The organism is Sphingomicrobium sediminis, from assembly GCF_023805295.1.
Classification (GTDB): Bacteria; Pseudomonadota; Alphaproteobacteria; order Sphingomonadales; family Sphingomonadaceae; genus Sphingomicrobium; species Sphingomicrobium sediminis.
The window spans coordinates 915,810-937,280 of sequence record NZ_JAMSHT010000001.1 but is presented as its reverse complement, the minus strand read 5'-3'; the positions used below and the strand labels follow the sequence as shown (position 1 = coordinate 937,280).

Here is a 21,471-nt window from a genome sequence, read left to right as displayed (position 1 = left end):
ACGTGAATCCGGACTTTTTTTCAGATACCGTCGTGGTGGGTGCCGGGATTGCCGGCGCGGCCCTCGGTGCGCACCTCGCGCGGCGGGGGCTCGAGGTCACCTTGCTCGAGAGCGAGGAGCGCCCCGGCTATCATTCGACGGGCCGCTCGGCGGCCTTCTGGCTGGAAAGCTATGGCGGCGCGGCTGTCTCGCCGCTGACGGCCGCGAGCCGCGCCTTTCTCGAACAGCCGCCTGCCAATTTCTCGCCCCACGGTTTCCTCAGCCCGCGCGGTGCGATCCATGTCGCGCGCGATTCGGTGGAGCAGCCCTTTGCCGATATCCCGCCGGGGGTTGCGACTGAACGGCTCGATCCGGCACGATTGAAATCCTTAGTGCCGGGACTTCGCGACGGCTGGTCGCGCGGCCTTGCAGAACCCAGCTGCCGCGATATCGACGTCGCCGGATTGCATCAGGCTTACCTATCATCCTTGACCCGCATGGGCGGCAAGATGCTGACCAGCGCCGAGCTGGCCGAGGCGTCTTATAAGGGAGGGCGCTGGGCGATCCGCTTGCGCGATGGCCGCGAGGGCGAAGCGACACAGCTGGTCAACGCCGCCGGTGCATGGGCCGACGAGGTTGCAAAACGATGCGGGATCGAACCGCTGGGCTTCGTGCCGAAACGCCGCACGATGATGCAGCTGCGTGTCGATCGCCAAGGCATGAAAGGACTGCCGCTCGTCGCCGATACCGAGGGCCGTTTCTATTTTCGCGGCGAGGGCGAACAGACGATTTGGCTCAGCCCGCACGATGAAACCGATTGCGACCCCTGCGACGCCGCACCCGAAGAGCTGGCCGTCGCCGAGGCCATCGACCGTCTCGGCACCATCGTCGACTGGAAGGTCGAAAAGGTGGAGCGCAAATGGGCGGGCCTTCGCACCTTCAGCCCCGACCGCAATCCGGTGTTCGGCCGTGACCCCGGTCAGCCCGCTTTCTTCTGGTATGCAGGACAGGGGGGGACCGGCATCCAGTCACAGCCGGCCGCCGCCGCGCTCGCGCGGGCCATCTTCATGGATGACGAGCCGACCGGCGTGGCGGGCGGATTGTCGACGCGGGCATTCCTGCCCGAGCGCTTCTTCTAGCTTTCTGCTTCCAATTCGGCCTCGCGCGTCGCGATTTCGTCGGCGCGTTCGTTTTCCGGGTGGCCGTCATGGCCCTTCACCCAATGCCATTCGATATCGTGCGGCTTGGCGGCTTCCTCGAGTCGCTGCCACAGATCCTCATTCTTGACCGGCTTCTTCGCGGCATTGCGCCAGCCATTCTTCTTCCAGCCGTGGATCCACTTGGTGATGCCGTCGCGAACATAGATGCTGTCGGTGGTGAGGATGACCTTGCAGGGGCGCTTCAAGGCTTCGAGCGCGGCAATGGCGGCCATCATTTCCATGCGATTATTGGTGGTGTTGGCCTCGCTCCCGCACAGCTCCTTCTCGGTCTCGCCATGGCGCAGGATCGCGCCCCAGCCACCGGGGCCGGGATTGCCCTTGCAGGCGCCGTCCGTCCAGATTTCTACCGTGTCCAAGGTAAGCGTGCTCAGGCCACCAGTTCGCGGGGCAGCTTGAAGATCATCTGCTCCTCGACATGCTCGACCTCGCGTTCGGCGACCTCGAAACGGTCGCCTAGCGCTTCAATGACTTCGCGGACGAGGATCTCCGGGGCCGAAGCGCCGGCGGTTATCCCGATGCTCGACGGCGTGCCCAGCCATTCCCAATCGATATGCTCGGCGCGCTCGATCAGCACCGAAGGCGTCCCGAGCCGCTCGGCCAGTTCGGCGAGGCGGCGGCTGTTCGAGCTATTGGGCGCGCCGATGACCAGCAGGCGATCGACCTGGCCGGCAATCTGCTTGACCGCAGCCTGGCGGTTGGAGGTCGCGTAACAGATATCCTCGCCCTTCGGCCCGACAATGGCGGGGAAGCGTTCCTTGAGGATTTCGATAATCTCTTCGGTATCGTCGACCGACAGGGTCGTCTGGGTGAGGAAGCCGAGACATTCGGGATCGTCGACCTCGATGGTACGCGCATCCTCGTCAGTTTCCACCAGCGTCATATGGCCTTCGGGCACCTGCCCGAACGTGCCGATCACCTCGGGATGGCCGGCATGGCCGATGAAGAGGATGTGGCGGCCATGTTCGATCATCCGCTCGGCCTGACGATGGACCTTGCTGACTAGCGGACAGGTGGCGTCGAGATAATCGAGCCCGCGTGCTTCGGCAGCTCGGGGCACCGCCTTGGGCACGCCATGGGCCGAAAAGACGACGGGCTTGCCGTCGGGGACACCGTCCAGCGTCTCGACGAAGACGGCGCCAAGGCCGCGCAGACGGTCGACGACGAACTTGTTGTGCACGATCTCGTGACGAACATAGACGGGCGGGCCGTATCGCTCGAGCGCGAGCTCGACGATCTTGATGGCGCGGTCGACACCGGCACAGAAGCCGCGCGGGGCGGCAACGAGCACGTCGAGCTTGGGGGCATCGGCATTCATGCCAAGAGATGTAGTCAATCGCTTGGCAAGCGTGAAGGGGCTACCTATGGATAGGTTCAACCGAATTTGAATGGGATTATCAGTCATGCTTCGACCGCTGGCCATTGCCGCCGCCACTTTGACGCTCGCCGCTTGCGGCGGGCAGGGGACGATTCGCGACGGCGGCGTCATCGCCGCGCGCAGCGTTTGCCCGCAGCTCGCTATCCCCGCCGGCACCGGCTCGGTCACCTTGTTCGACCCGGCGGGAAGCACGGCGTCGAGTGCGATCGACGTGACTGCGACCATCACCAACCTCGATGGCAGTTGCTTCGAGGATTCCTCCAGCGTCGTCTCGACCGCGACCTTCGACGTGATCGCCTCGCGCCGCGAAGCCGGTCCTGCGCGTAGCCTGACGCTGCCCATCTTCAACGTCGCCGTGCAGGGCGGCGATGCCGTGGTTGCCAAGCGCATCGGCCAGGTCACGCTTAACTTTGCAGCAGGCTCGCTCAGCGCCGAAGCACCGGGTCAGGCGACGATCCGCGTCAATCGCTCAGCGACCCAGCTGCCGCCCGAGATCGAGCGCGAGCTCACCCGTCGCCGCGACCCTGGCGATGTCGACGCCGCCATCGATCCGCTGAGCCAGCCCGCCGTGCGCGCCGCCGTGGCCCGCGCGACCTTTGAACAGCTGGTCGGATTCCAGCTGTCGGGCGATCAGCTGCGCTACAACGTCACGCGTTAAATCTTCGCAGCCCCGCACCGCCTTTTGGTCGATTGACTAAAAGGTCGGCGGGGCGCATTGCTTCTGGCGTCTCCGGTGGCGATTCCGTGTCGCTATCGGGGGGCCATGCGGGAGAGGTCGCGGTATGAATGTGCTGCGGCGCCGAAGGAGCAACCGCCCCCGGAATCTCTCAGGCAGACGGACCGTCTGGCCCCAATGACAGTCTGGAAAGTGTGGGACTGCGCCTGGCGCGGGGCCACCACCGAAGGGGTAGGCGGACACGCTCCGTCGAAACTCTCAGGTCGATGCGACAGGCGGGGGTCCGAATTCATGGATCGGCGGCGTCCAAGCCGTCGTGACCGGACCGTTTGAAAGGCGCATCGATGAGTGGCAACGAGCCATCCAAACTTCCCCTCGACAGCTGGCACCGCGAGCGCGGTGCGCGCATGGTCGAATTTGCAGGCTATGAAATGCCGATCCAGTATGAAGGCATCATCGCCGAGCATAATTGGACCCGCGAGCATGCCGGCCTGTTCGACGTCAGCCATATGGGCCAGTTGAGCTTTGCCGGCGATCGCGTCGCCGAAGCGCTCGAAGGCTTGCTGCCCGGCGATTTCAAGAATTTGAAGCCCGGAAAGTCGCGCTATTCGGTGCTGCTCAACGATAGCGGCGGCATCAAGGACGACCTTATCGTCACCAATGCCGACCAGCATTTCATCGCCGTCGTCAACGGCGCGACCAAGCAGGCCGACTACAAGCATTTCTTCCGCAAGCTGCCGAGCAATGTCGGCGTCACCATGCACCAGGACCAGGCGCTGCTGGCGCTGCAGGGCCCGGACGCCGAAGCGGTGATGGTCGAATGTCTCGGTATCAAGGGCGCGCCCGACATGGGGTTCATGACCGCAGGGCTCGCCGACTGGCGCGGCAACTGGCTGTGGATCAGCCGCTCGGGCTATACCGGCGAAGACGGCTTCGAGATTTCGGTCCATGTCGACAAGGTCAAGGAACTGGCCGCGCGCCTCGTGTCGGACAAGCGCGTCAAGCCGGTCGGTCTCGGCGCGCGCGATTCGCTGCGGCTCGAGGCGGGACTGCCGCTTTACGGTCACGATCTCGATGAAGAGACGACGCCAGTCATGGCCGATCTCGGCTTTGCCATCTCCAAGCGCCGCCGCGAGGAAGGCCGCTTTCCGGGCGACGAGCGTATCCTCGGCGAACTCAAGGATGGCAGCATCGTCAAGCGCGTCGGCTTCACCCTCGACGGCCGCCAGCCGGTGCGCGAGGGCGCCAAGCTCTTGGACGGCGAGGGCAATGTCGTCGGCAAGATCACCTCGGGCGGTTTCTCGCCCAGCCTCGAGCGGCCCATCGCCATGGGCTATCTCGCCACCCACCTTTCCGACGAAGGCACGGTCGTGAAGGCCGAACAGCGCGGCAAGCTGTTCGACGTCACGGTCGCGGCAATGCCGTTCGTCCCGCATCGCTACAAGCGCCAACAGGGGAAGAAGTAATGAGCCTCTATTTCACCAAGGAACATGAATGGATCCGCGTCGATGGCGACGTGGCGACGGTCGGCATCTCCGCGCATGCGCAGGAGCAGCTGGGCGACATCGTTTTCGCCGAAACGCCCGAGGCGGGGCGCACTGTCGCCAAGGGCGACGATGCGGCAGTCGTCGAGAGCGTGAAGGCCGCCAGCGATGTCTACGCCCCGGTGTCGGGTGAAGTCGTCGAGGGCAATGAAAAGCTCGCCGACGATCCTGCGCTGGTGAACAGCGATCCCGAAGGCGAGGGCTGGTTCTTCAAGATCAAGCTGAGCGATCCGAGCGAACTTGAAGGCCTGATGGACGAGGCCGCGTACAAGGACTTCGTCGCCAACCTCTAGGAGGCATTATGCGTTACCTTCCGCTGTCCGATGCCGATCGGGCATCGATGCTGGAGAAGATCGGGGTCGAGAGCGTCGACGACCTGTTCGTTGACGTGCCCGAAGAGGCGCGGCTCGACGGCCCAATCCGCGGCCTGCCGACCCATGCCAGCGAAATGGCGGTGGAAAAGCATATGCGCCGCCTGTCGAAGAAGAATCTTGCTGCCGCCGACGCGCCTTTCTTCCTCGGCGCCGGCGCCTATCGCCACCATGTCCCGGCGAGCGTCGATCATATCATCCAGCGCGGCGAGTTTCTGACCGCCTACACGCCCTACCAGCCGGAAATCGCGCAGGGCACGCTGCAGATGCTGTTCGAATTCCAGAGCCAGGTGGCGCGGCTCTATGGCTGCGAAATCGCCAATGCGAGCATGTACGATGGCTCGACGGCCTGCTGGGAGGCAGTGGCGATGGCCAGCCGCATCGCGCGCGGCAAGAAGAAGAAAGTCGTCCTCTCGGGCGCGCTGCACCCACATTATGCCGAGGTGGTGCGGACCATGGCCAAGTTCACCGAGGACGAGATCGCCGGTGCACCGCCGAGCCTCACGCCGCATCCGGACGATGACGGCCTGATTGCGCGGATCGACGAGGATACGAGTTGCGTCGTCGTGCAATATCCCGACATTCTTGGCCGCCTGCCTGACCTCCCGCGCATTGCCGAGGCTGCGCACGAAAAGGGCGCGCTGCTGATCGCGGTCAATACCGAACCGGTGGCATTGGGCGCGATCGAGGCACCGGGCAATCTGGGCGCCGATATCGTCGTTGGCGAGGGCCAGTCGATCGGCGTCGGCCTGCAATTTGGCGGGCCCTATCTCGGCCTGTTCGCGATCCGCGATCCCAAGCATGTCCGCATGATGCCGGGCCGCCTGTGCGGCGAGACCGTCGATGCCGAAGGCAAGCGCGGTTATGTCCTCACTTTGTCGACCCGCGAGCAGCATATTCGCCGCGAGAAAGCGACCAGTAATATCTGTACGAATTCAGGGCTTTGCGCGCTGGCCTTCAGTGTCCACATGACCTTGCTGGGCGAGAAGGGGCTGCGCGCGCTGGCGGCGGAGAATCATCGTCTTGCCTGCCTCGCCGCCGACCAGCTTGGCGCGATCGAGGGCGTGACGCTGCTCAATGCGCATTTCTTCAACGAATTCACCCTGAAGGTCGGCCGTGATGCTCGCGCCCTCGTGCGCGATCTTGCCGACAAAGGCGTGCTGGCGGGCGTCTCGCTCGGGCGTCTCTATCCCGACAGTGACGGGCTCGACGATGCGCTGCTCGTAGCCGTCACCGAGACGACGACCGAGGAGGATATCCATACCCTCTGCGCGGTACTGAAGGAGGCGCTGTCATGAGCGACCTCAACGCCTCCGGCTGGAAGCCCGGCACGCCTGTCGACGGGCATAATGCGATGAGCGGTCCCGACACGACGACCGGCAATCGCGCGCTGATGCTCGAAGAGCCGCTGATCTTCGAGATTGGCGATACCGAGACCACCGGCGTCGATTTCGACTTTGCTTCGCGGCTCGACCTCGCTGGCGTGATCCAGCCCGAACAACCGACGCCTGCGAGCGAGACGACCAGTCGCCTCGGCAATTTCGGGCGCAAAAGCGAAATTGGGCTGCCCGGCCTCACCGAGCCCCAGACGGTGCGGCACTATACCCGCCTCAGCAGGCAAAATTACGCCATCGACCTCGGGCTCTTCCCGCTTGGTTCGTGCACGATGAAGCACAATCCGCGTCTCAACGAGAAGATTGCGCGGATGCCCGGCTTTGCCGACGTGCACCCGTTGCAGCCGACCAGCACCGTGCGCGGTGCACTCGAGGTCATCAACGAGCTCGCATTCTGGCTGATCGAACTCACCGGCATGCACAGCGTCGCGATGAGTCCGAAGGCGGGCGCGCACGGCGAGTTGTGCGGAATCCTTTGCATCCGCGCTGCGCTCGAGGCGAGGGGGGATGCCCGCGAGGTCATTCTCGTGCCCGAAAGCGCGCATGGCACCAACCCGGCCACCGCGGCCTTCGCCGGTTACCGGATCGAAAATATCCCGGCTAACGAGGATGGCCGCGTCGATCTGGAAGCACTGAAATCGCGCCTCGGCCCTGACGTTGCCGGCGTGATGATCACCAATCCTTCGACGCTCGGCCTGTTCGAGCGCGACCTCAAGGCTATCTCCGATGCGGTCCATGACGCTGGCGGCTTCGTCTATTGCGACGGGGCGAACTTCAACGCCATCGTCGGCAAGGTCCGCCCCGGCGACCTTGGCGTCGATGCCATGCACATCAACCTGCACAAGACCTTCTCCACCCCGCATGGCGGCGGTGGTCCGGGTTCGGGTCCGGTGGTGCTGTCCGAGGCGCTCGCGCCGTTCGGGCCGCTTCCCTATACCGCCCGCACCAAGGATGGGGTCGTGCATCTGGTCGAGGAAGAGGATGCGCTGAGCTTCGCGGTCGAGCATTTCGGCGGACCGCTCAAGCATTTCGGGCGCATGACCGCCTTTCATGGCCAGATGGGCATGTTCACCCGCGCACTGGCCTACATCCTGAGTCATGGCGCCGACGGCCTCAAACAGGTCGCCGAGGATGCCGTGCTCAATGCAAATTACATTTTGCGTTCGATGGAGGACGTCGTCGATGCGCCGTTCGCCAAGGCCGGGCCGTGCATGCACGAGGCCCTGTTCAGCGACAAAGGCTTTGCCGAAGGTCTCTCGACCCTCGACCTCGCCAAGGGGCTGATCGACGAGGGCTATCACCCGATGACCATGTATTTCCCGCTGGTCGTCCATGGCGCGATGCTGGTCGAGCCGACCGAGACCGAGAGCAAGGCGACGCTGGACCAGTTCATCACGGCGTTCCGCTCGGTTGCCGAGCGCGCCATGGCGGGTGACGAATGCCTCAAGGCCGCCCCGCACTACGCGCCGCGCCGCCGACTCGACGAGACCCTCGCTGCGCGCCAGCCCATCCTTGCCTACAAGACGCCCGCGCCCGACGGCAGTTCGACGGGGCTCGGCGCGAAATATGGGGGCGGATGATGGATTGGGGTAACCTTTTCACCATCGCCAACACCGCCATTCTGCTGCCGTGGGCGGCGCTGATCCTCGCACCGCGCAATGGCAGCGTGCATGCGCTGATCTTTTACTTGGGCGTCGGCCTGCTCGCGTTGGCCTACACCGTCTTGTTCGGCACGTTGATCTTCAGCGATGACGGGGTCGACTGGAGCGAGTTCGGGAGCCTCGAAGGTGTCATGAGGCTGTTCGACAGCGAGCCCGGGGTGCTGCTTGGCTGGATCCATTATCTCGCGTTCGACCTGTTCGTTGGCCAATGGATTGCCAAGGATGCCGATCACAAGATGGTGAGCCGCCTCGTCCAGGCGCCGATCCTTCTCCTGACGCTGATGGCGGGGCCGTTCGGCCTTCTGGTCTGGATGATCGTGCGCGAGCGTCGCGCCCGAGCGATGGCCGGGATCAAGAGCCGGGCGTGAGCCAGCCATACGAGATGAAGGACCTTGGCGTCGAAGCGAAGCGCGAGGCGCCGGCCGCAGCGCGCAACGTCGTGCCCATCGGCGATGTGTTGGAAGGCTGGCTACCCGATGCGGGCCTCGTCCTCGAGACAGCCAGCGGGACAGGCCAGCATGCCTTGGCTTTCGCGGCGCGCTTTCCTCATCTGGAATGGCAGCCGAGCGATCCCGACCCTGCTGCCTTGGCCTCGATCGGGGCCTGGCGCGAGGAAGCGGGTTCGCCTTCCAACCTTCGTGCGCCGCTGCGGATCGATGCCTCTGCCCGCGACTGGCCCATCGATGCAGCCGATGCCGTCCTGTCGATCAACATGGCGCATATTTCGCCGTGGAAAGCGACGCTCGGGCTACTCGACGCCGCTGCCCGTATCCTGCCAGTGGGCGCGCCGCTCATTTTCTACGGGCCGTGGCTTGCCGACGATGTCGAAACCGCGCCCAGCAACCTGGACTTCGATGCCAGCCTCAAGTCGCGCGACTCGCGTTGGGGTTTGCGCCGAGTCGAGGATCTGGAAAAAGTGGCGCATAAACGTGGGTTAAGGCTGGTCGACCGTCGTGCGATGCCGGCCAACAATATGATGCTGAAATTGCTCGTTTCGGACCCGATTTAAAGGATCATTTACCGCTCGCGGCTACTTTCCCTTGTCATGGATCAGAGTAGTACGAACCAGAACCGCAAGGCGCCGCGCTCCCACTTCTTCATGAAGGCGAGCATCGAGCTGGACGGCCGTCATCACGACGTCCGCTTGCGCAACCTGTCTGCCGAAGGCGCGCTGATCGAGGCCGAGGACCTGCCGGTCGAAGGTGCCGAGATCCTGTTCCGCAAGGAAAAGCTGTCGGTGCCCGGCCGTATTGCCTGGAGCGCCGATGGTCGTGCCGGTGTCGCGTTCGCGCAGCGGCTCGAACCCGATGTCGTGCGTCGCCATGTCCCCCAACCGCGCCAGCGCGCCAACGCGCCGACCCGCCGTCCGGGCCTCAAATCGCATGAGTTGAGCGAGGGCGAGCGTCGTTTCGCGGAAGAATGGATTTTCGGACGTCCGCCGAGCGAAGGCTAGGCGACCTCACTGTCGGTTTGAAAGGACGGGGAGCATTTTGCTCCCCTTTCTTTATCCCACCTTGCGGACGGGGCCGCGCTGGCCTTCGAGCCAGGCGACGAGTTCGGCGAGCGGCATCAGCGAGTTGAACGTGACGCCGGCATAGCCGTCTTCCTGCCATTTGACCGAGGCGCGCACCGGCGCGAGTCCCGGAAGCGAGACGCCGATATCCTTGCCGCCATTTTCGAGGCGTTCGGCGATCTGCAGCTTCACACCGCCCTGGCTGACGTCGCAGCCCTTGGCCTGAACCGGCTTGCTGTCGATGTAGAGCGTGACCGGGCAATCGATTTCAATTCGCGGCATTCGCGGGCGCGGACCGTCCATTGAGGTCGACAGGATCTCGATAATGTCGATCGGCTCATGAAAGGCGACGCCGACATTCTGGCCTTTGACCCAGCTGACGCGGCCCTTGATGGGATCGCCATTCTTGAGTTCGACCGAAAGCTCGTCGCCTTCCTCGATCGCGCAATAGGCGCGGATCATCATGCCGCCTGCGGAGATATTCTTGATGAGGCAGAGTTCGCGGCGTTTGTCGATGACTACGGATCCGACCCGGAACAGGGTCAGATGGCGTTCACCGGTGCGGCGGTCGGCCTGCTCGGGCGACGGGCTCTCCTCGTTGAGCGAATAGAGCGTGGTTTCCATCATCGTCTCAGTCACTTGGGCCTCCGCACCCAATATTGCGAACGATGCTCGTTTTAGACCGAACAGCCTTACCAATCCGTTAGTGATGGCGCCGCAATGGCGGAACCAAAGCCCCTTCTTCCTCGCTTTGGGACTATCCGGGGCCGGCGCACTGCGTTGGTCCACCCACATCGAGAGGGAGAGTGAGTATGAAATTCGTTATCGCATCCATCGCTGCGGTCGCGCTTGCCGGCGCTGCCCAGGCAGACGATCACAAACAGCCTGCGGGCGACCCGGGCAAGAAGGATGCCCGCGGCATTACTGTCCATTCCATGGAAGGCACGGCGCCGAGCGGTGCCAACAAGACATGGACCGCTGCCGATGGCACCGTCTACCAGGTCAATCCCAACCAGTCGGCCGTCTTCACGCCGCGCCAGGGTGAGGCTGACCTGCCGCCCTGCACCGAAGAGCGCACGGACCGCTGTGTCCAGACCTACGAGCGCTAGTCCGCTCAGATCATCCATTCCGGATGTAACGATCGGCCCGGTACCTAGTCGGTATCGGGCCGATTGCGTTTCGAGCGCGATCGGCGTTGGTAGATTTTCTGGGATAAGAGGCTGGTGAGCCGTGCAGGGGTCGAACCTGCGACCTACTGATTAAAAGTCAGTTGCTCTACCAACTGAGCTAACGGCCCAAACCAGCCGGGAGCCGCCCTAGCGGGGGTTCCTCATCGCATCAAGGCCCCAATCACGCTTTCGGTTTCCTTCTGCGCAAAAAATCTGCCGCCTGGGCAAGGGTAGGGCCATTGGCGACCCGCCAATGCGGCGCGATCTGGGCAAGAGGCAGGAGTGCCGTTTCGCGATCGAATAGCGCCGGATGCGGCACGGTGAGATGGCGATCATGATAGGCGCCCCCGTCCCAGGCGAGGATATCGAGGTCGAGGACACGCGGGCCCCAGCGCTTCCCGGGACGACGACCGAATTCATATTCGAGTATCTTCAATGCGGCGAGCATCTCGCGCGGTTCGAGCTCGCTTTCGAGGATGACCGCCGCATTGGCAAAATCGCGTCCCGCCCCGCCAAATGCACGGTTGAGGACGATCGAACTAGCATCGAACAGTCCAAAGTCGCCTTCGAGGCGCGCGATCGCGGCCTCGACCACCCCTTGAGGGAGTCCATGTCGAACGTGACGGCGGTTCGAGCCGATACCGATCCCGTAAAGATGCTTGTCTTGGCGCACCGCTGCCCGATAGGGCTTTGCCATGCACAAGACCAGCCCTGCCGACCTGTCGCCGCTACCCGATGCGGAGCCGCCGCGCGATTGCCCGCTCTGCCCGCGGCTCGTCGACTTTCGCATGGCCTGCCGCGCCGAATATCCCGAATGGTACAATGCGCCCGTCCCGGCCTTTGGCGACCCGCAAGCCGGTGTCGCGATCGTGGGGCTTGCGCCGGGTAAGCATGGGGCCAATCGCACGGGGCGCCCCTTCACGGGCGATTTTGCCGGCGACCTGCTGTTCGACACGCTGCGTATGGTCGGCCTGTCGGTGGGCGATTATGATCGTCGCATCGATGATGGAGTCGAACTGAAGGGCGCGATCATCCTCAATGCGGTCAAATGCCTGCCGCCGGAGAACAAGCCGACGGGGCCGGAAATCCAGACCTGCCGGCCTTTCTTCGAGGAGCAATTGTCGATGCTCCCCAAGGTTCATACGCTCTTCGCGCTGGGCAAGATTGCGCATGACGCAGCCTGCCGTGCGCTCGGGATGACATTGAACGGGACCAAGTTTGGCCACGGCAACGTGCATATGGCGCCGAACGGGTTGCGGCTCGTCGATAGCTATCATTGCAGCCGCTACAACCAGAATACCGGGCGTCTTACGCAGGACATGTTCCTGGAGGCGCTAGGCAAGGCGGTGAGTAGCGGCCTGACCGGTGAACGCGCCAACGAGCTCAAGACCGAGCGGCTGACGCTTCGCCGTGCGCGCCCAGATGATGCCGAAGCGCTGCATGTCCTTTTCACAGACGAGGAGACGATGGAATGCTGGTCCACGCCCGTCCATCAGAACATGGATCAGACAGAAGACTGGCTGGCCAGCATGATCGATGCGCCCGAAGACCATAGCGACGATTTCATCGTCGAGAAGGATGGCGAGTTGATCGGCAAGTGCGGACTGTGGCGCGTGCCCGAAATCGGTTTCATGATCCGCCGCGACCATTGGGGGCAGGGGCTGGCGACCGAAGCGCTCGACGCCTTCATCTCCTACATTTCCGGACGCGGCCTGCCCTACATGTTCGCCGATGTCGATCCCGCCAATCCTGGCTCGCTACGGGCGTTGGAAAAGGTCGGGTTTAGCCGTTCGGGCTACAAGGAAAAGGCGATGCAGCATGGGGAGCGCTGGGTCGACAGCGTCTATCTGCGTCGCGATCTCTAGACCGGCGTCCGCAGCGCGCCATAGTCGAAGCGGCGGAACAGCAGGATCAGCATGGCCAGCGGCACACCCACATCGGCACCTTCGGTGAGCCGTAATTCTCCTTGAGGAACGACGGGCTTGCCCGAATAAGGCGACTTTTGAGCGAACAGACTGGCCAAACCGCTCCCTCTACGTGGCGATAGAGCCGCCCCGATCCGCTTCCCGTCCCTTATGAGATCGAGGTCACTGTCGAAGAAAGCGCGAATGCGGCGCCCGATGCCTTCACCCTTGCGGGCGCTAGGCGGCACAAGATCGAACAGGAGGTTCTTCTCGGCGTCGAGGACAGGAAAGGGGCGATAAGTCGCTGCAGAACGCATGAACCCGACGCGAAGGCGCGCCAAAACCGGTCCCATCTCACCGCGTCTCAAGCGGATCGAAAAGCCTTTGCGGGCGATGGTGTAATCCGGTTGCCCGCGCCCATCGACAAGGAATGTTGTGGGCAAGGTGGGCTGGCTTTTGATCGATGCCTGCAGATAGACGCTATCGCCGTCTGCCCCCTCAAGGTGAAACCAGTCACCGCTCCTCAAAAGGCGATAGCGCGTCTTCATCAAATGTCCTGGGTCAGGCGTCCGTAGAGTTCGGGTCGCCGGTCGCGGAAGAAGCCGAAAGCGGCGCGATGTTCGCGGACCTTGTCGAGGTCGAAGCTGGCCGTCAGGACGCCCGTTTCCTCGGCGCCGAATTCAGCGACCAAATCACCGCGCTCATCGCAGATGAAGCTGTGGCCGTAGAAACGCTGGCCGCATTCGGTGCCGATGCGGTTGGCGGCGACGACGGGCACGACATTGCTCACTGCATGGCCGATCATCGCACGGCGCCACATGCGGCTGGTGTCGAGGTCGGGGTCGTGCGGTTCGGAGCCGATCGCGGTCGGGTAGAACAGGATTTCGGCACCCATCAGCATCATCGCGCGCGCGGTTTCCGGATACCATTGGTCCCAGCAGATCCCGACACCCAGACGGCGCTCGTCGGGGCCGTCCCAGGTCTTGAAACCGGTATTGCCGGGGCGGAAGTAGAATTTCTCCTCATAGCCCGGCCCGTCGGGAATGTGGCTCTTGCGATAGACGCCCTCGATCTTGCCGCCCGGCGCGATCATGGCGAGCGAATTGTAGTGATGCGGTCCGTCCTGCTCGAAAAAGCTGGTCGGGATATAGATACCGAGTTCGTCGGCGAGCTTCTGCATCGCCAGCACGCTTGGATGCTTCGCGGTCGGCTTGGCCGTCGCGAAGAGGGTCTCATCTTCTTCGCGGCAGAAATAGGGGCCTTCGAACAGTTCGGGCGGCAGGACGACCTCAGCGCCTTCGCTCGCCGCCTCGCGGACGAGTTCGGTCACGGCGGCGATATTTTCCTCGACGCTGCCACCAAGAGCGAGCTGGAGCGCGGAGACGGTGATCTTGGTCATTGTGGTACCTGTTGCGAAATGCAGTGGAACGAGCCGCCGCCCGTCAGGACATGGTCGGCGCGAAGGCCGTGGATGCGCTTGTCGGGAAAGAGCCCGCCAATTGCTTCGATGGCGGCAAGGTCGCTTTCGGCGCCGTAGATTGGGACGATGACGGCGGCATTGCCGATGAGGAAGTTCATGTAGCTGGCCGGAATGATCTCGCCATCCGCGGCCTGCGTTCCCAACGAGGGGATGGCGACGACTTCCAGCTCCGCGTCGAGCAGGCGCATCGCCGCGTCACCATAGATGTCGGCGTTCACATCGTCGGGACCTGCCGGCTCGGGAATGGCCACTCTGCCCGGCGCCACGAAGCGCGCCAGATTATCGACATGGCCGTCCGTATGGTCGTTGGCGAGCCCGTCGCCCAGCCAGACGATCCTGGTCGCGCCAAGGTCACGTTTCAGCCGCGCTTCGATGTCTTCGCGCGACAGGCCGGGATTGCGGTTGGGATTGAGCAGGCATTGCTCGGTGGTGATGAAGGTGCCGGTGCCATCGCCGTCGATCGCGCCGCCCTCGAGGATCCAGTCGGCCTTGTCGTAGGGCAGGCCGGCCGCGGCCGCGAGCCGCTCGCCGATGCTATCGTCGCCTTCAAGCTCATATTTGCCGCCCCAGCCGTTGAAGCCGAAGCCCTGCGCCCGGCCATCGCTGCGGAGCACGGGGCCGGTATCGCGGAGCCATACATCACCGAATGGTTCGACGACGACCTTGGCGAAGGGCGCCATGTCGCGCGCCGTCGCGGCGGCTTCTTCCGTGGCGGCGACCAGCCAGATCTCCTCGCCTTCGCCCTCGGCCCATAGCGCCTTGGCCATCGCGGCGACTTCGGCCTGTGCCGGCGCGAGATCGTCTTCCCACAGATCGGGATGGCTCGGGAAACCGATCCACATCGCCTTGTGCGGCGCCCATTCTGGCGGCGGAATGATGCTCATTGATGTCCCATGCAGCAAAAAGGGCGACCCCGTGAAGGGCCGCCCTCTTGAACGCGTAGATCGCTAGAAAGGATCAGCGCGAATAGAATTCGACGACCAAGTTCGGTTCCATGCGCACCGGGTAGGGCACTTCGTCGAGCTGCGGCACGCGGGTGAAGGTCACCTGGTGATCGCTGTCGACCGAAACATAGTCGGGGATGTCGCGCTCGGCGAGGCTCTGCGCTTCGAGGACGAGGGCCATTTCCTTGGCCTTCGAACCGAGCGAGATCTCGTCGTTCACGTCGCAGCGACGCGAGGCGATGTTGCACTTCACGCCGTTGACGCGGATGTGACCGTGGCTGACCAGCTGACGCGCGGCCCAGATAGTCGGCGCGAACTTGGCGCGATAGACGATCATGTCGAGACGACGCTCGAGCAGGCCGATGAGGTTCTGCGAGGTATCGCCCTTCATGTTCGACGCGTCCTTGAAGGTGCGACGGAACTGCTTTTCGGTGACGTCGCCGTAATAGCCCTTCAGCTTCTGCTTGGCGCGCAGCTGCAGGCCGTAGTCGGACATCTTGCCCTTACGACGCTGGCCGTGCTGGCCGGGGCCATATTCGCGGCGGTTGACCGGGCTCTTCGGGCGACCAAAGACGTTTTCGCCCATGCGACGGTCGAGTTTATACTTGGCGCTCGTGCGCTTCGACATGCTATTTCTCCAATTAGCTCAATATGATGTCCGGACCGCTCCGGCAGGCATGGCCTGCCGCGATCACCACTTCACCGGACATGTGGGATCAATTGCGAGGGCGCATCTAGGAAAAGTGCCCTTCGACGTCAAGCATTTAAGCGACGTCGTTCAGGGCTATCTCAGATACGCAAACGGGCGCCGATACTCGGGCGCCCGCCTTGTTTCCCTCTTTTTTACGGAAGGAGGGGGTTAGTTGACGCTCGTCCGCAGGACGACCTTGTAGCGCTTGGGTTCGCCAGCGCCTTCATTGGCCATGCGGAAGTACGCACCATAACCTGCCTTCAATTCCAGCGCCTCCTCAGGGGGCACGAACGTCGCAAGCTGCGACGCCGGCATCGACGCGCACTGGTCGAGAATGCTCGAGAGCTGCTCGCGCCAGCAAACCACGACGACTTCGTTGGGGTTCGACGGAACCGAAGGATTGGCGATCATTGCCGCCAACAAAAGGTCGATCATAAAACGTCTCCTTCTGAGGCTTTCGAGGCTGCTCCTCGAACCGTGAACAATAACTGAACGGCAAATTAATTGAAATATCGGCATATATTCAGGTGGCAGGGCGCTGCGGCCTCGCTTATGACATGCCCATGAGCGAGGTTGTTTCCCCGGAAAATTGCCAATCCATGGATGAAGTCCGCGCCGGCGTGGATGCCGTCGACCGCGACATCGTGGCCCTGTTGAAGCGCCGTTTCGGCTATATGGACGCTGCAGCGCGCATCAAACCGAACCGCGAGGCGGTGCGCGATGAATGGCGCAAGGCGGACGTGAAGGCGAAGGTCGATGCCGAGGCCGAGCGACTGGGCGTCGATCGCAAGTTGCTGGACCGGCTCTACGAGGATCTCATCGAAACCTCGATCGCGCACGAATTCGACCGCTACGACGCGACCCGCGGCTAGCCCTTGGGCGGCTTTTCCAGCGTCTTCACGATCCCGAACAAGGCACCGATCTCGCGGCTCGACCAGCCGGGCTTGGTGAGGATCGTGCGGATCGTCGTGCGCGTGGCCTCGGCGCGGTCTTCGGGAAAGAAGTAGCCGCGCTGGTCGAGAGCGCCGTCGAGATGGTCGATCAGCGCGTTGAGTTCGCCCATCGGCGCGCGCGGCTCTTCGTCCTTCATGGTCGGTTGGGCAAGGTCATCGCCAGCTTGGCGCGACCATTCATAGGCCAGCAGGATCACCGCCTGGGCGAGGTTGAGGCTCCCGAATTCGGGATTGATCGGCACGGTCACGATGCGCTGCGCGAGGTTGACGTCTTCGCCAGTGAGGCCGGAGCGTTCGGGACCGAACAGGATTGCCGACTTGCCCTCGTTCGCGTGAATCTCGCGCGCCATGTCCTCGGGGCCGACCACCGGCGTCTTCAGTTCGCGGCGCCTAACGGTCGATGCAAAGACGAGACTGACGTCCGCAAGTGCCTCGGCCGTCGTGTCGTAAACTTTGGCTTGATCGAGGACGATGTCGGCGCCCGACGCGGCCGGACCTGCTTCGGGATTGGGCCAGCCATCGCGCGGCGCCACGAGGCGCATCTCGGTAAGCCCGAAATTGAGCATGGCACGCGCCGCCTTGCCGATATTCTGGCCGAGCTGGGGATTGACCAGCACAACGATGGGCTTGTCACTCATCCTTCTCATCCACGCTGCCGGCAAAATCGGCGAAGTCGCCGGCTTCCTTGAAGTCGCGATAGACAGAGGCGAAGCGGATATAGGCGACGTCGTCCAAGGCCTTCAGCCCGTCCATCACCGCTTCGCCGATCGCACCGGCGTCGACATCGTCGCCCGACTGGGTTTCGAGCTGGCGCTGGATCGAATGGGCAAGCCGTTCGATCTGGCCTTCGGAAATGTTGCGCTTACGGCAGGCATGGCGGATGGATGCCTGAAGCTTGGCTTGCTCGAACGGCTCGCGCTTGCCGTCTTTCTTGACGACGGTGAGATCGCGCAGCTGGACGCGTTCGAAGGTGGTAAAACGCGCGCCGCAGCCTTCGCATTGGCGACGCCGCCGGATCGCCGCGCCATCTTCCGACGGGCGGCTATCCTTCACCTGGCTTTGTTCGTGGGTACAGAAGGGACAGCGCAACCGATCAGCCCTCGTAGATCGGGAAGCGGTCGCACAGCGCTTCGACGCGGGCCTTCACCGCGGCCTCGACCCCGGCATCGCCTTCGCCGCCCGACTTCGCGACACCGTCGAGCACGTCGGCAACCATGTCACCGATGGCGCGGAATTCTTCCTCGCCAAAGCCGCGCGTCGTGCCGGCGGGCGAGCCGACACGGATGCCGCTCGTTTTCAGTGGAGGCAGCGGGTCGAAGGGCACGCCATTCTTGTTGCAGGTGATGCTGGCGCGCTCGAGCGCCTCGTCGGCATCCTTGCCGGTAATACCGAGCGGGCGAAGGTCGATGAGGCCGACATGCGTATCGGTCCCGCCGGCGACCAGGTCGGCACCGCGTTCTTTCAGCCGCTCGCACAGGACTTGTGCATTGCGAATGACTTGGCGCGAGTAGGTCTTGAATTCGGGGCGTAGTGCCTCGCCGAAAGCGACCGCCTTGGCCGCGATGACGTGCATCAGCGGTCCGCCCTGGAGGCCCGGGAATACCGCGCTGTTGAATTTCTTGCCCAGCGCTTCGTCATTGGAAAGAATCATGCCGCCTCGCGGTCCGCGCAGCGTTTTGTGCGTGGTCGTCGTAACGACGTGGGCGTGGGGCAGGGGGCTCGGATGCTCGCCAGCCGCGACGAGGCCGGCAAAGTGCGCCATGTCGACATGGAGGTAGGCGCCCACCTTGTCGGCAATGGCGCGGAAGCGGGCGAAATCGATCTGGCGCGGATAGGCGCTGCCACCCGCAATGATGAGCGCGGGCTTATGCTCGACCGCAAGCCGCTCGACCTCGTCATAATCGATAAGGTGGGTGTCCTCGGTTACGCCATATTGCACCGCGTTGAACCATTTGCCCGACTGGGCGGGCTTGGCGCCATGCGTAAGGTGGCCGCCCGCATCGAGGCTCATGCCGAGGATCGTGTCGCCGGGCTTGATCAGCGCCAGGTTGACTGCGCCATTGGCCTGCGCGCCCGAATGCGGCTGCACGTTTACATAGGCGCAGTCGAAGAGTTGTTTGGCGCGATCGATGGCGAGCTGCTCGACCGAGTCCGACGGCGCGCAACCCTGATAGTAACGGCGGCCCGGATAGCCTTCGGCATATTTATTCGTGAGCACGCTGCCTTGCGCTTCGAGCACCGCCTTGGAGACGATATTCTCCGATGCGATCAGCTCGATCTGCTTCTGTTCGCGTGTCAGCTCGGCATCGAGTGCCTTGGCGATGTCGGGATCGGTCGTTGCCACGCCGTCGGTGAAGAAGCCGTCGCTGCGGATCGCGGAGAGGTCGGGTGCGGAAGCCATGAATTGCCCTTAGCTGAGTTTGTCGACGCGGCGCTGGTGACGCCCGCCTTCGAATTCGGTGGTGAGGAAAGCCTCGACGATTGCCTTGGCCATGTCGACGCCGACCAGACGCTCGCCCAATGCGATGACGTTGGCATCGTTATGCTGGCGGGCAAGCGCAGCCGAAAGCGGCTCGCTGACCCGGGCGCAGCGGCAGGCCGGGTTGCGATTGACGGCGATCGAGATGCCGATGCCCGACCCGCACACGACGATGCCCTTTTCGGCCTCGCCTGCCGCGATATGGTCGGCAAGCTTCTTGCCATAATCGGGATAATCGACGCTTTCGGGATTGTCGGGGCCGAGGTCTGCGACCTCATGTCCGGCAGTCGTGAGTGTCTGGACGAGGATGGCTTTCAGGTTGAAGCCGGCATGGTCGGAAGCGATCGCGATTTTCATGCCCCAAGATGTAGCGGCCCGCGCGCCTCCGCGCCACCACCTATGGCCACCTTGCCAGTGAAAATTTGACCGTCCACAAACGGGGTCATGAACAAGATCCCCTTCTGGCCCAAAGTGCTGGGCTTTGCCGGCCTCCTGCCGCCGATCGCGATCATCGCGCTGGGCGAGATGAACAACCCCGCGACGCACAGCTTCTCGTTCTGGGGCGTCGTCTACGGGATGCTGATCCTGACCTTCCTCGGCGGCGCCTGGTGGGCGTTCGCGGCGCAAAAGGCCAAGCCGCCCGCCGGCATCATGATCCTGTCTGTGCTGCCGAGCCTCATCGCCTTCATGCTGCTGGTCCTGTCGTTCAGCTTCATGAACCTCGCCCCGCGCCTGTCGGGACTGGTTGTCGGCATTCTCATCTTGCTGTCGCCGCTTGTCGACGGCTGGCTGCACCAACGTGGCATGACGCCCAAATGGTGGATGCGGCTGCGCTTGCCCCTATCGCTGATGCTGGGGACGCTGACGATCCTTGCGGGACATCTCGCCTAGGCGGCGAGCTTGAGGTCGAGGCGGCCCCAGATTTCCTTCAGGCCCTTCACCAGCTCGTCCATCATCGCTTCCGTATGGAACGGCCCGGGCGTGAAGCGCAGCCGCTCCGTGCCGCGCGGCACGGTCGGGAAGTTGATGGGCTGCACGTAACAGCCATATTCGGCGAGCAGGATGTCGCTGATATCCTTGGCCTTGACGGGGTCGCCGACCATCAGCGGGACGATATGGGTTACGCTCGGCATGACCGGCAAGCCGGCCTCGACCATCTTTCGCTTGAGCATTGCAGCCTTGTCCTGCTGCGCGTTGCGCTCGACGTCCGAGCCCTTGAGGTGCTTGACGCTGGCCAGCGCACCGGCCGCAAGGACGGGCGACAGGCTCGTAGTGAAGATGAAGCCCGGCGCATAGGAGCGGATGCAGTCGATGATCGTCTTGTCGGCCGCGACATAGCCGCCCATCACGCCGAACGCCTTGCCCAGCGTGCCTTCGATGATGGTGACCCGCTCGGCCAGGCCGTCGCGTTCCGAAATGCCGCCGCCGCGCGCGCCGTACATGCCCACGGCATGAACTTCGTCCAGATAGGTGATAGCACCATATTTATCGGCAAGGTCGCAGATCGCCTCGATCGGCGCGATGTCGCCGTCCATCGAATAGACGCTTTCGAACGCGATGAGCTTGGGTGCCTCGGCCGGCGCGTCCATGAGCAGCTGCTCGAGATGGTCCAGATCGTTGTGGCGGAAGATCTTCTTCTCGCATCCCGAATTGCGGATGCCCGCAATCATCGATGCGTGGTTCAATTCGTCCGAATAGACGACGCAGCCGGGCAGCAGCTTGGCGATCGTCGACAACGTCGCTTCGTTGGAGACATAGCCCGACGTGAAGAGCAGGGCCGCTTCCTTGGCATGGAGGTCGGCCAGCTCCGCCTCGAGGTTCACATGCAGGTGCGTGTTGCCACCGATATTGCGCGTCCCGCCCGAGCCTGCGCCGACATCGTGCAGTGCCTGCTCCATCGCGGCGATGACCTTGTCGTGCTGTCCCATGCCCAGATAGTCGTTCGAACACCACACCGTGATCGGCTTGGGTCCGTTATGGCCGTGGAAGCAGCGCGCGTTGGGGAAATTGCCCTTGTTGCGCAAGATATCGATGAAGACGCGATAGCGTCCCTCGTCGTGCAGCCGGTCGATCGCTGCCTTGAAGATGCCGTTATAATCCATGTCTCGCTCTCTTGGC

27 protein-coding genes, 1 tRNA gene, 1 pseudogene and 1 riboswitch are annotated in these 21,471 nt (G+C 63.4%); of the genes and pseudogenes, 14 read left to right on the top strand and 15 right to left on the bottom strand.

Features of this window, described 5'->3' with window-relative positions; genetic code table 11:
* Positions 1-2 precede the first annotated feature (2 nt).
* Positions 3-1,118, top strand: coding sequence for an NAD(P)/FAD-dependent oxidoreductase (locus tag NDO55_RS04695; protein WP_252112890.1), 1,116 nt, complete (start codon positions 3-5; stop codon positions 1,116-1,118).
* Here NDO55_RS04695 and rnhA read toward each other — a convergent pair.
* Positions 1,115-1,555 (bottom strand): ribonuclease HI, encoded by a 441-nt coding sequence (rnhA, locus tag NDO55_RS04690; RefSeq protein ID WP_252112888.1) that lies wholly within the window; start codon positions 1,553-1,555, stop codon positions 1,115-1,117. The two genes, NDO55_RS04695 and rnhA, sit on opposite strands and share 4 nt — an antisense overlap.
* 11 nt (positions 1,556-1,566) lie before the next feature.
* The gene (gene ispH, locus NDO55_RS04685; protein ID WP_252112886.1) at positions 1,567-2,514 is read right to left on the bottom strand and encodes a 4-hydroxy-3-methylbut-2-enyl diphosphate reductase; all 948 of its coding nucleotides are present in this window, start codon (positions 2,512-2,514) and stop codon (positions 1,567-1,569) included.
* Between the two features lie 85 nt (positions 2,515-2,599).
* Between ispH and NDO55_RS04680 the strand changes: the two genes are divergently transcribed.
* The 8 genes from NDO55_RS04680 to NDO55_RS04645 all read left to right on the top strand — a co-directional run bounded on the left by NDO55_RS04680 (position 2,600) and on the right by NDO55_RS04645 (position 9,673).
* A complete protein-coding gene (locus NDO55_RS04680; protein ID WP_252112884.1) occupies positions 2,600-3,232 on the top strand; it encodes a hypothetical protein in 633 nt (210 codons plus the stop codon).
* Positions 3,233-3,330: 98 nt separating this feature from the next.
* Positions 3,331-3,427, top strand: a riboswitch (glycine riboswitch).
* Between the two features lie 167 nt (positions 3,428-3,594).
* Positions 3,595-4,716 (top strand): glycine cleavage system aminomethyltransferase GcvT, encoded by a 1,122-nt coding sequence (gene gcvT, locus NDO55_RS04675; protein WP_252112882.1) that lies wholly within the window; start codon positions 3,595-3,597, stop codon positions 4,714-4,716.
* Positions 4,716-5,087 carry a glycine cleavage system protein GcvH gene (gcvH, locus tag NDO55_RS04670; RefSeq protein WP_252112880.1) on the top strand — a complete coding sequence of 124 codons (372 nt, stop codon included), beginning with the start codon at positions 4,716-4,718 and terminating at the stop codon, positions 5,085-5,087. Before gcvT ends, gcvH begins: the two co-directional genes overlap by 1 nt.
* A gap of 8 nt (positions 5,088-5,095) precedes the next feature.
* Positions 5,096-6,463 (top strand): aminomethyl-transferring glycine dehydrogenase subunit GcvPA, encoded by a 1,368-nt coding sequence (gene gcvPA, locus NDO55_RS04665; protein ID WP_252112878.1) that lies wholly within the window; start codon positions 5,096-5,098, stop codon positions 6,461-6,463.
* Positions 6,460-8,139 (top strand): aminomethyl-transferring glycine dehydrogenase subunit GcvPB, encoded by a 1,680-nt coding sequence (gene gcvPB, locus NDO55_RS04660; protein ID WP_252112876.1) that lies wholly within the window; start codon positions 6,460-6,462, stop codon positions 8,137-8,139. Before gcvPA ends, gcvPB begins: the two co-directional genes overlap by 4 nt.
* The gene (locus NDO55_RS04655; RefSeq protein WP_341869969.1) at positions 8,136-8,588 is read left to right on the top strand and encodes an ABA4-like family protein; all 453 of its coding nucleotides are present in this window, start codon (positions 8,136-8,138) and stop codon (positions 8,586-8,588) included. The genes gcvPB and NDO55_RS04655 overlap by 4 nt, the downstream gene beginning before the upstream one ends.
* 14 nt (positions 8,589-8,602) lie before the next feature.
* Positions 8,603-9,229: a DUF938 domain-containing protein gene (locus NDO55_RS04650; RefSeq protein WP_252115535.1), complete on the top strand. Its 627-nt coding sequence runs from the start codon at positions 8,603-8,605 to the stop codon at positions 9,227-9,229.
* A 36-nt stretch (positions 9,230-9,265) separates the two neighbouring features.
* Complete coding sequence (locus tag NDO55_RS04645; RefSeq protein ID WP_252112874.1) at positions 9,266-9,673, top strand: PilZ domain-containing protein; 408 nt, start codon at positions 9,266-9,268, stop codon at positions 9,671-9,673.
* 51 nt (positions 9,674-9,724) lie between these two features.
* Here NDO55_RS04645 and NDO55_RS04640 read toward each other — a convergent pair whose 3' ends face one another.
* On the bottom strand, positions 9,725-10,372 hold the full coding sequence (locus NDO55_RS04640; protein ID WP_252112872.1) for a PilZ domain-containing protein: 648 nt from the start codon (positions 10,370-10,372) through the stop codon (positions 9,725-9,727).
* 173 nt (positions 10,373-10,545) lie between these two features.
* Here NDO55_RS04640 and NDO55_RS04635 point away from each other — a divergent pair, with 173 nt between their 5' ends.
* Entirely contained in the window at positions 10,546-10,842 is a 297-nt protein-coding gene (locus tag NDO55_RS04635) for a hypothetical protein (protein WP_252112870.1), read from the top strand.
* A 112-nt stretch (positions 10,843-10,954) separates the two neighbouring features.
* Here NDO55_RS04635 and NDO55_RS04630 read toward each other — a convergent pair.
* Positions 10,955-11,030, bottom strand: a tRNA-Lys gene (locus NDO55_RS04630).
* Between the two features lie 53 nt (positions 11,031-11,083).
* Positions 11,084-11,599: a 2-amino-4-hydroxy-6-hydroxymethyldihydropteridine diphosphokinase gene (gene folK, locus NDO55_RS04625; RefSeq protein ID WP_252112868.1), complete on the bottom strand. Its 516-nt coding sequence runs from the start codon at positions 11,597-11,599 to the stop codon at positions 11,084-11,086.
* Between folK and NDO55_RS04620 the strand changes: the two are divergent.
* Positions 11,598-12,254, top strand: a pseudogene (locus NDO55_RS04620) (uracil-DNA glycosylase); the annotation flags it as partial. The gene folK and the pseudogene NDO55_RS04620 overlap by 2 nt on opposite strands.
* Positions 12,249-12,767 (top strand): GNAT family N-acetyltransferase, encoded by a 519-nt coding sequence (locus NDO55_RS04615; protein WP_425276896.1) that lies wholly within the window; start codon positions 12,249-12,251, stop codon positions 12,765-12,767. The pseudogene NDO55_RS04620 and the gene NDO55_RS04615, both read left to right, overlap by 6 nt.
* Here NDO55_RS04615 and NDO55_RS04610 read toward each other — a convergent pair.
* The 5 genes from NDO55_RS04610 to NDO55_RS04590 form a co-directional block, all read right to left on the bottom strand.
* Entirely contained in the window at positions 12,764-13,354 is a 591-nt protein-coding gene (locus tag NDO55_RS04610; RefSeq protein WP_252112866.1) for a hypothetical protein, read from the bottom strand. The genes NDO55_RS04615 and NDO55_RS04610 overlap by 4 nt on opposite strands.
* Complete coding sequence (gene aguB, locus NDO55_RS04605; RefSeq protein WP_252112864.1) at positions 13,354-14,205, bottom strand: N-carbamoylputrescine amidase; 852 nt, start codon at positions 14,203-14,205, stop codon at positions 13,354-13,356. Before aguB ends, NDO55_RS04610 begins: the two co-directional genes overlap by 1 nt.
* Positions 14,202-15,170 carry an agmatine deiminase family protein gene (locus NDO55_RS04600; RefSeq protein ID WP_252112862.1) on the bottom strand — a complete coding sequence of 323 codons (969 nt, stop codon included), beginning with the start codon at positions 15,168-15,170 and terminating at the stop codon, positions 14,202-14,204. Before NDO55_RS04600 ends, aguB begins: the two co-directional genes overlap by 4 nt.
* A 73-nt stretch (positions 15,171-15,243) precedes the next feature.
* Entirely contained in the window at positions 15,244-15,858 is a 615-nt protein-coding gene (gene rpsD / locus NDO55_RS04595; RefSeq protein ID WP_252112860.1) for a 30S ribosomal protein S4, read from the bottom strand.
* Positions 15,859-16,089: 231 nt separating this feature from the next.
* A complete protein-coding gene (locus NDO55_RS04590) occupies positions 16,090-16,356 on the bottom strand; it encodes a hypothetical protein (RefSeq protein WP_252112858.1) in 267 nt (88 codons plus the stop codon).
* Positions 16,357-16,484: 128 nt separating this feature from the next.
* On the opposite strand from NDO55_RS04590, the gene NDO55_RS04585 reads away from it, so the two are divergent.
* Entirely contained in the window at positions 16,485-16,793 is a 309-nt protein-coding gene (locus tag NDO55_RS04585; protein WP_425276878.1) for a chorismate mutase, read from the top strand.
* Here NDO55_RS04585 and NDO55_RS04580 read toward each other — a convergent pair.
* Genes NDO55_RS04580 through rpiB form a run of 4 tightly spaced genes read right to left on the bottom strand, consistent with a single transcriptional unit; the run spans position 16,790 to position 19,710 of the window.
* Positions 16,790-17,512 carry an RNA methyltransferase gene (locus tag NDO55_RS04580; protein ID WP_252112854.1) on the bottom strand — a complete coding sequence of 241 codons (723 nt, stop codon included), beginning with the start codon at positions 17,510-17,512 and terminating at the stop codon, positions 16,790-16,792. The two genes, NDO55_RS04585 and NDO55_RS04580, sit on opposite strands and share 4 nt — an antisense overlap.
* Positions 17,505-17,963: a transcriptional regulator NrdR gene (gene nrdR / locus NDO55_RS04575; protein ID WP_252112852.1), complete on the bottom strand. Its 459-nt coding sequence runs from the start codon at positions 17,961-17,963 to the stop codon at positions 17,505-17,507. The genes NDO55_RS04580 and nrdR overlap by 8 nt, the downstream gene beginning before the upstream one ends.
* A 4-nt stretch (positions 17,964-17,967) precedes the next feature.
* A complete protein-coding gene (gene glyA / locus NDO55_RS04570) occupies positions 17,968-19,275 on the bottom strand; it encodes a serine hydroxymethyltransferase (RefSeq protein WP_252112850.1) in 1,308 nt (435 codons plus the stop codon).
* A gap of 9 nt (positions 19,276-19,284) precedes the next feature.
* Positions 19,285-19,710: a ribose 5-phosphate isomerase B gene (rpiB, locus tag NDO55_RS04565; RefSeq protein WP_252112848.1), complete on the bottom strand. Its 426-nt coding sequence runs from the start codon at positions 19,708-19,710 to the stop codon at positions 19,285-19,287.
* Between the two features lie 87 nt (positions 19,711-19,797).
* Between rpiB and NDO55_RS04560 the strand changes: the two genes are divergently transcribed.
* Complete coding sequence (locus NDO55_RS04560; RefSeq protein WP_252112846.1) at positions 19,798-20,244, top strand: DUF3429 domain-containing protein; 447 nt, start codon at positions 19,798-19,800, stop codon at positions 20,242-20,244.
* Here the strand turns inward: NDO55_RS04560 and hemA are convergent.
* On the bottom strand, positions 20,241-21,455 hold the full coding sequence (gene hemA / locus NDO55_RS04555; RefSeq protein ID WP_252112844.1) for a 5-aminolevulinate synthase: 1,215 nt from the start codon (positions 21,453-21,455) through the stop codon (positions 20,241-20,243). The two genes, NDO55_RS04560 and hemA, sit on opposite strands and share 4 nt — an antisense overlap.
* Between the last annotated feature and the right edge of the window lie 16 nt (positions 21,456-21,471).

Bases quoted from the DNA above. Each gene is read 5' to 3' on its own strand.
- ispH (WP_252112886.1), bottom strand. From the start codon at position 2,514: ATGAATGCCGATGCCCCCAAGCTCGACGTGCTCGTTGCCGCCCCGCGC.
- NDO55_RS04680 (WP_252112884.1), top strand. From the start codon at position 2,600: ATGCTTCGACCGCTGGCCATTGCCGCCGCCACTTTGACGCTCGCCGCT.
- gcvT (WP_252112882.1), top strand. From the start codon at position 3,595: ATGAGTGGCAACGAGCCATCCAAACTTCCCCTCGACAGCTGGCACCGC.
- gcvH (WP_252112880.1), top strand. From the start codon at position 4,716: ATGAGCCTCTATTTCACCAAGGAACATGAATGGATCCGCGTCGATGGC.
- gcvPA (WP_252112878.1), top strand. From the start codon at position 5,096: ATGCGTTACCTTCCGCTGTCCGATGCCGATCGGGCATCGATGCTGGAG.
- gcvPB (WP_252112876.1), top strand. From the start codon at position 6,460: ATGAGCGACCTCAACGCCTCCGGCTGGAAGCCCGGCACGCCTGTCGAC.
- NDO55_RS04655 (WP_341869969.1), top strand. From the start codon at position 8,136: ATGATGGATTGGGGTAACCTTTTCACCATCGCCAACACCGCCATTCTG.
- NDO55_RS04650 (WP_252115535.1), top strand. From the start codon at position 8,603: ATGAAGGACCTTGGCGTCGAAGCGAAGCGCGAGGCGCCGGCCGCAGCG.
- NDO55_RS04645 (WP_252112874.1), top strand. From the start codon at position 9,266: ATGGATCAGAGTAGTACGAACCAGAACCGCAAGGCGCCGCGCTCCCAC.
- NDO55_RS04635 (WP_252112870.1), top strand. From the start codon at position 10,546: ATGAAATTCGTTATCGCATCCATCGCTGCGGTCGCGCTTGCCGGCGCT.
- folK (WP_252112868.1), bottom strand. From the start codon at position 11,599: ATGGCAAAGCCCTATCGGGCAGCGGTGCGCCAAGACAAGCATCTTTAC.
- NDO55_RS04610 (WP_252112866.1), bottom strand. From the start codon at position 13,354: ATGAAGACGCGCTATCGCCTTTTGAGGAGCGGTGACTGGTTTCACCTT.
- aguB (WP_252112864.1), bottom strand. From the start codon at position 14,205: ATGACCAAGATCACCGTCTCCGCGCTCCAGCTCGCTCTTGGTGGCAGC.
- NDO55_RS04600 (WP_252112862.1), bottom strand. From the start codon at position 15,170: ATGAGCATCATTCCGCCGCCAGAATGGGCGCCGCACAAGGCGATGTGG.
- rpsD (WP_252112860.1), bottom strand. From the start codon at position 15,858: ATGTCGAAGCGCACGAGCGCCAAGTATAAACTCGACCGTCGCATGGGC.
- NDO55_RS04590 (WP_252112858.1), bottom strand. From the start codon at position 16,356: ATGATCGACCTTTTGTTGGCGGCAATGATCGCCAATCCTTCGGTTCCG.
- NDO55_RS04585 (WP_425276878.1), top strand. From the start codon at position 16,485: ATGAGCGAGGTTGTTTCCCCGGAAAATTGCCAATCCATGGATGAAGTC.
- NDO55_RS04580 (WP_252112854.1), bottom strand. From the start codon at position 17,512: ATGAGTGACAAGCCCATCGTTGTGCTGGTCAATCCCCAGCTCGGCCAG.
- glyA (WP_252112850.1), bottom strand. From the start codon at position 19,275: ATGGCTTCCGCACCCGACCTCTCCGCGATCCGCAGCGACGGCTTCTTC.
- rpiB (WP_252112848.1), bottom strand. From the start codon at position 19,710: ATGAAAATCGCGATCGCTTCCGACCATGCCGGCTTCAACCTGAAAGCC.
- NDO55_RS04560 (WP_252112846.1), top strand. From the start codon at position 19,798: ATGAACAAGATCCCCTTCTGGCCCAAAGTGCTGGGCTTTGCCGGCCTC.
- hemA (WP_252112844.1), bottom strand. From the start codon at position 21,455: ATGGATTATAACGGCATCTTCAAGGCAGCGATCGACCGGCTGCACGAC.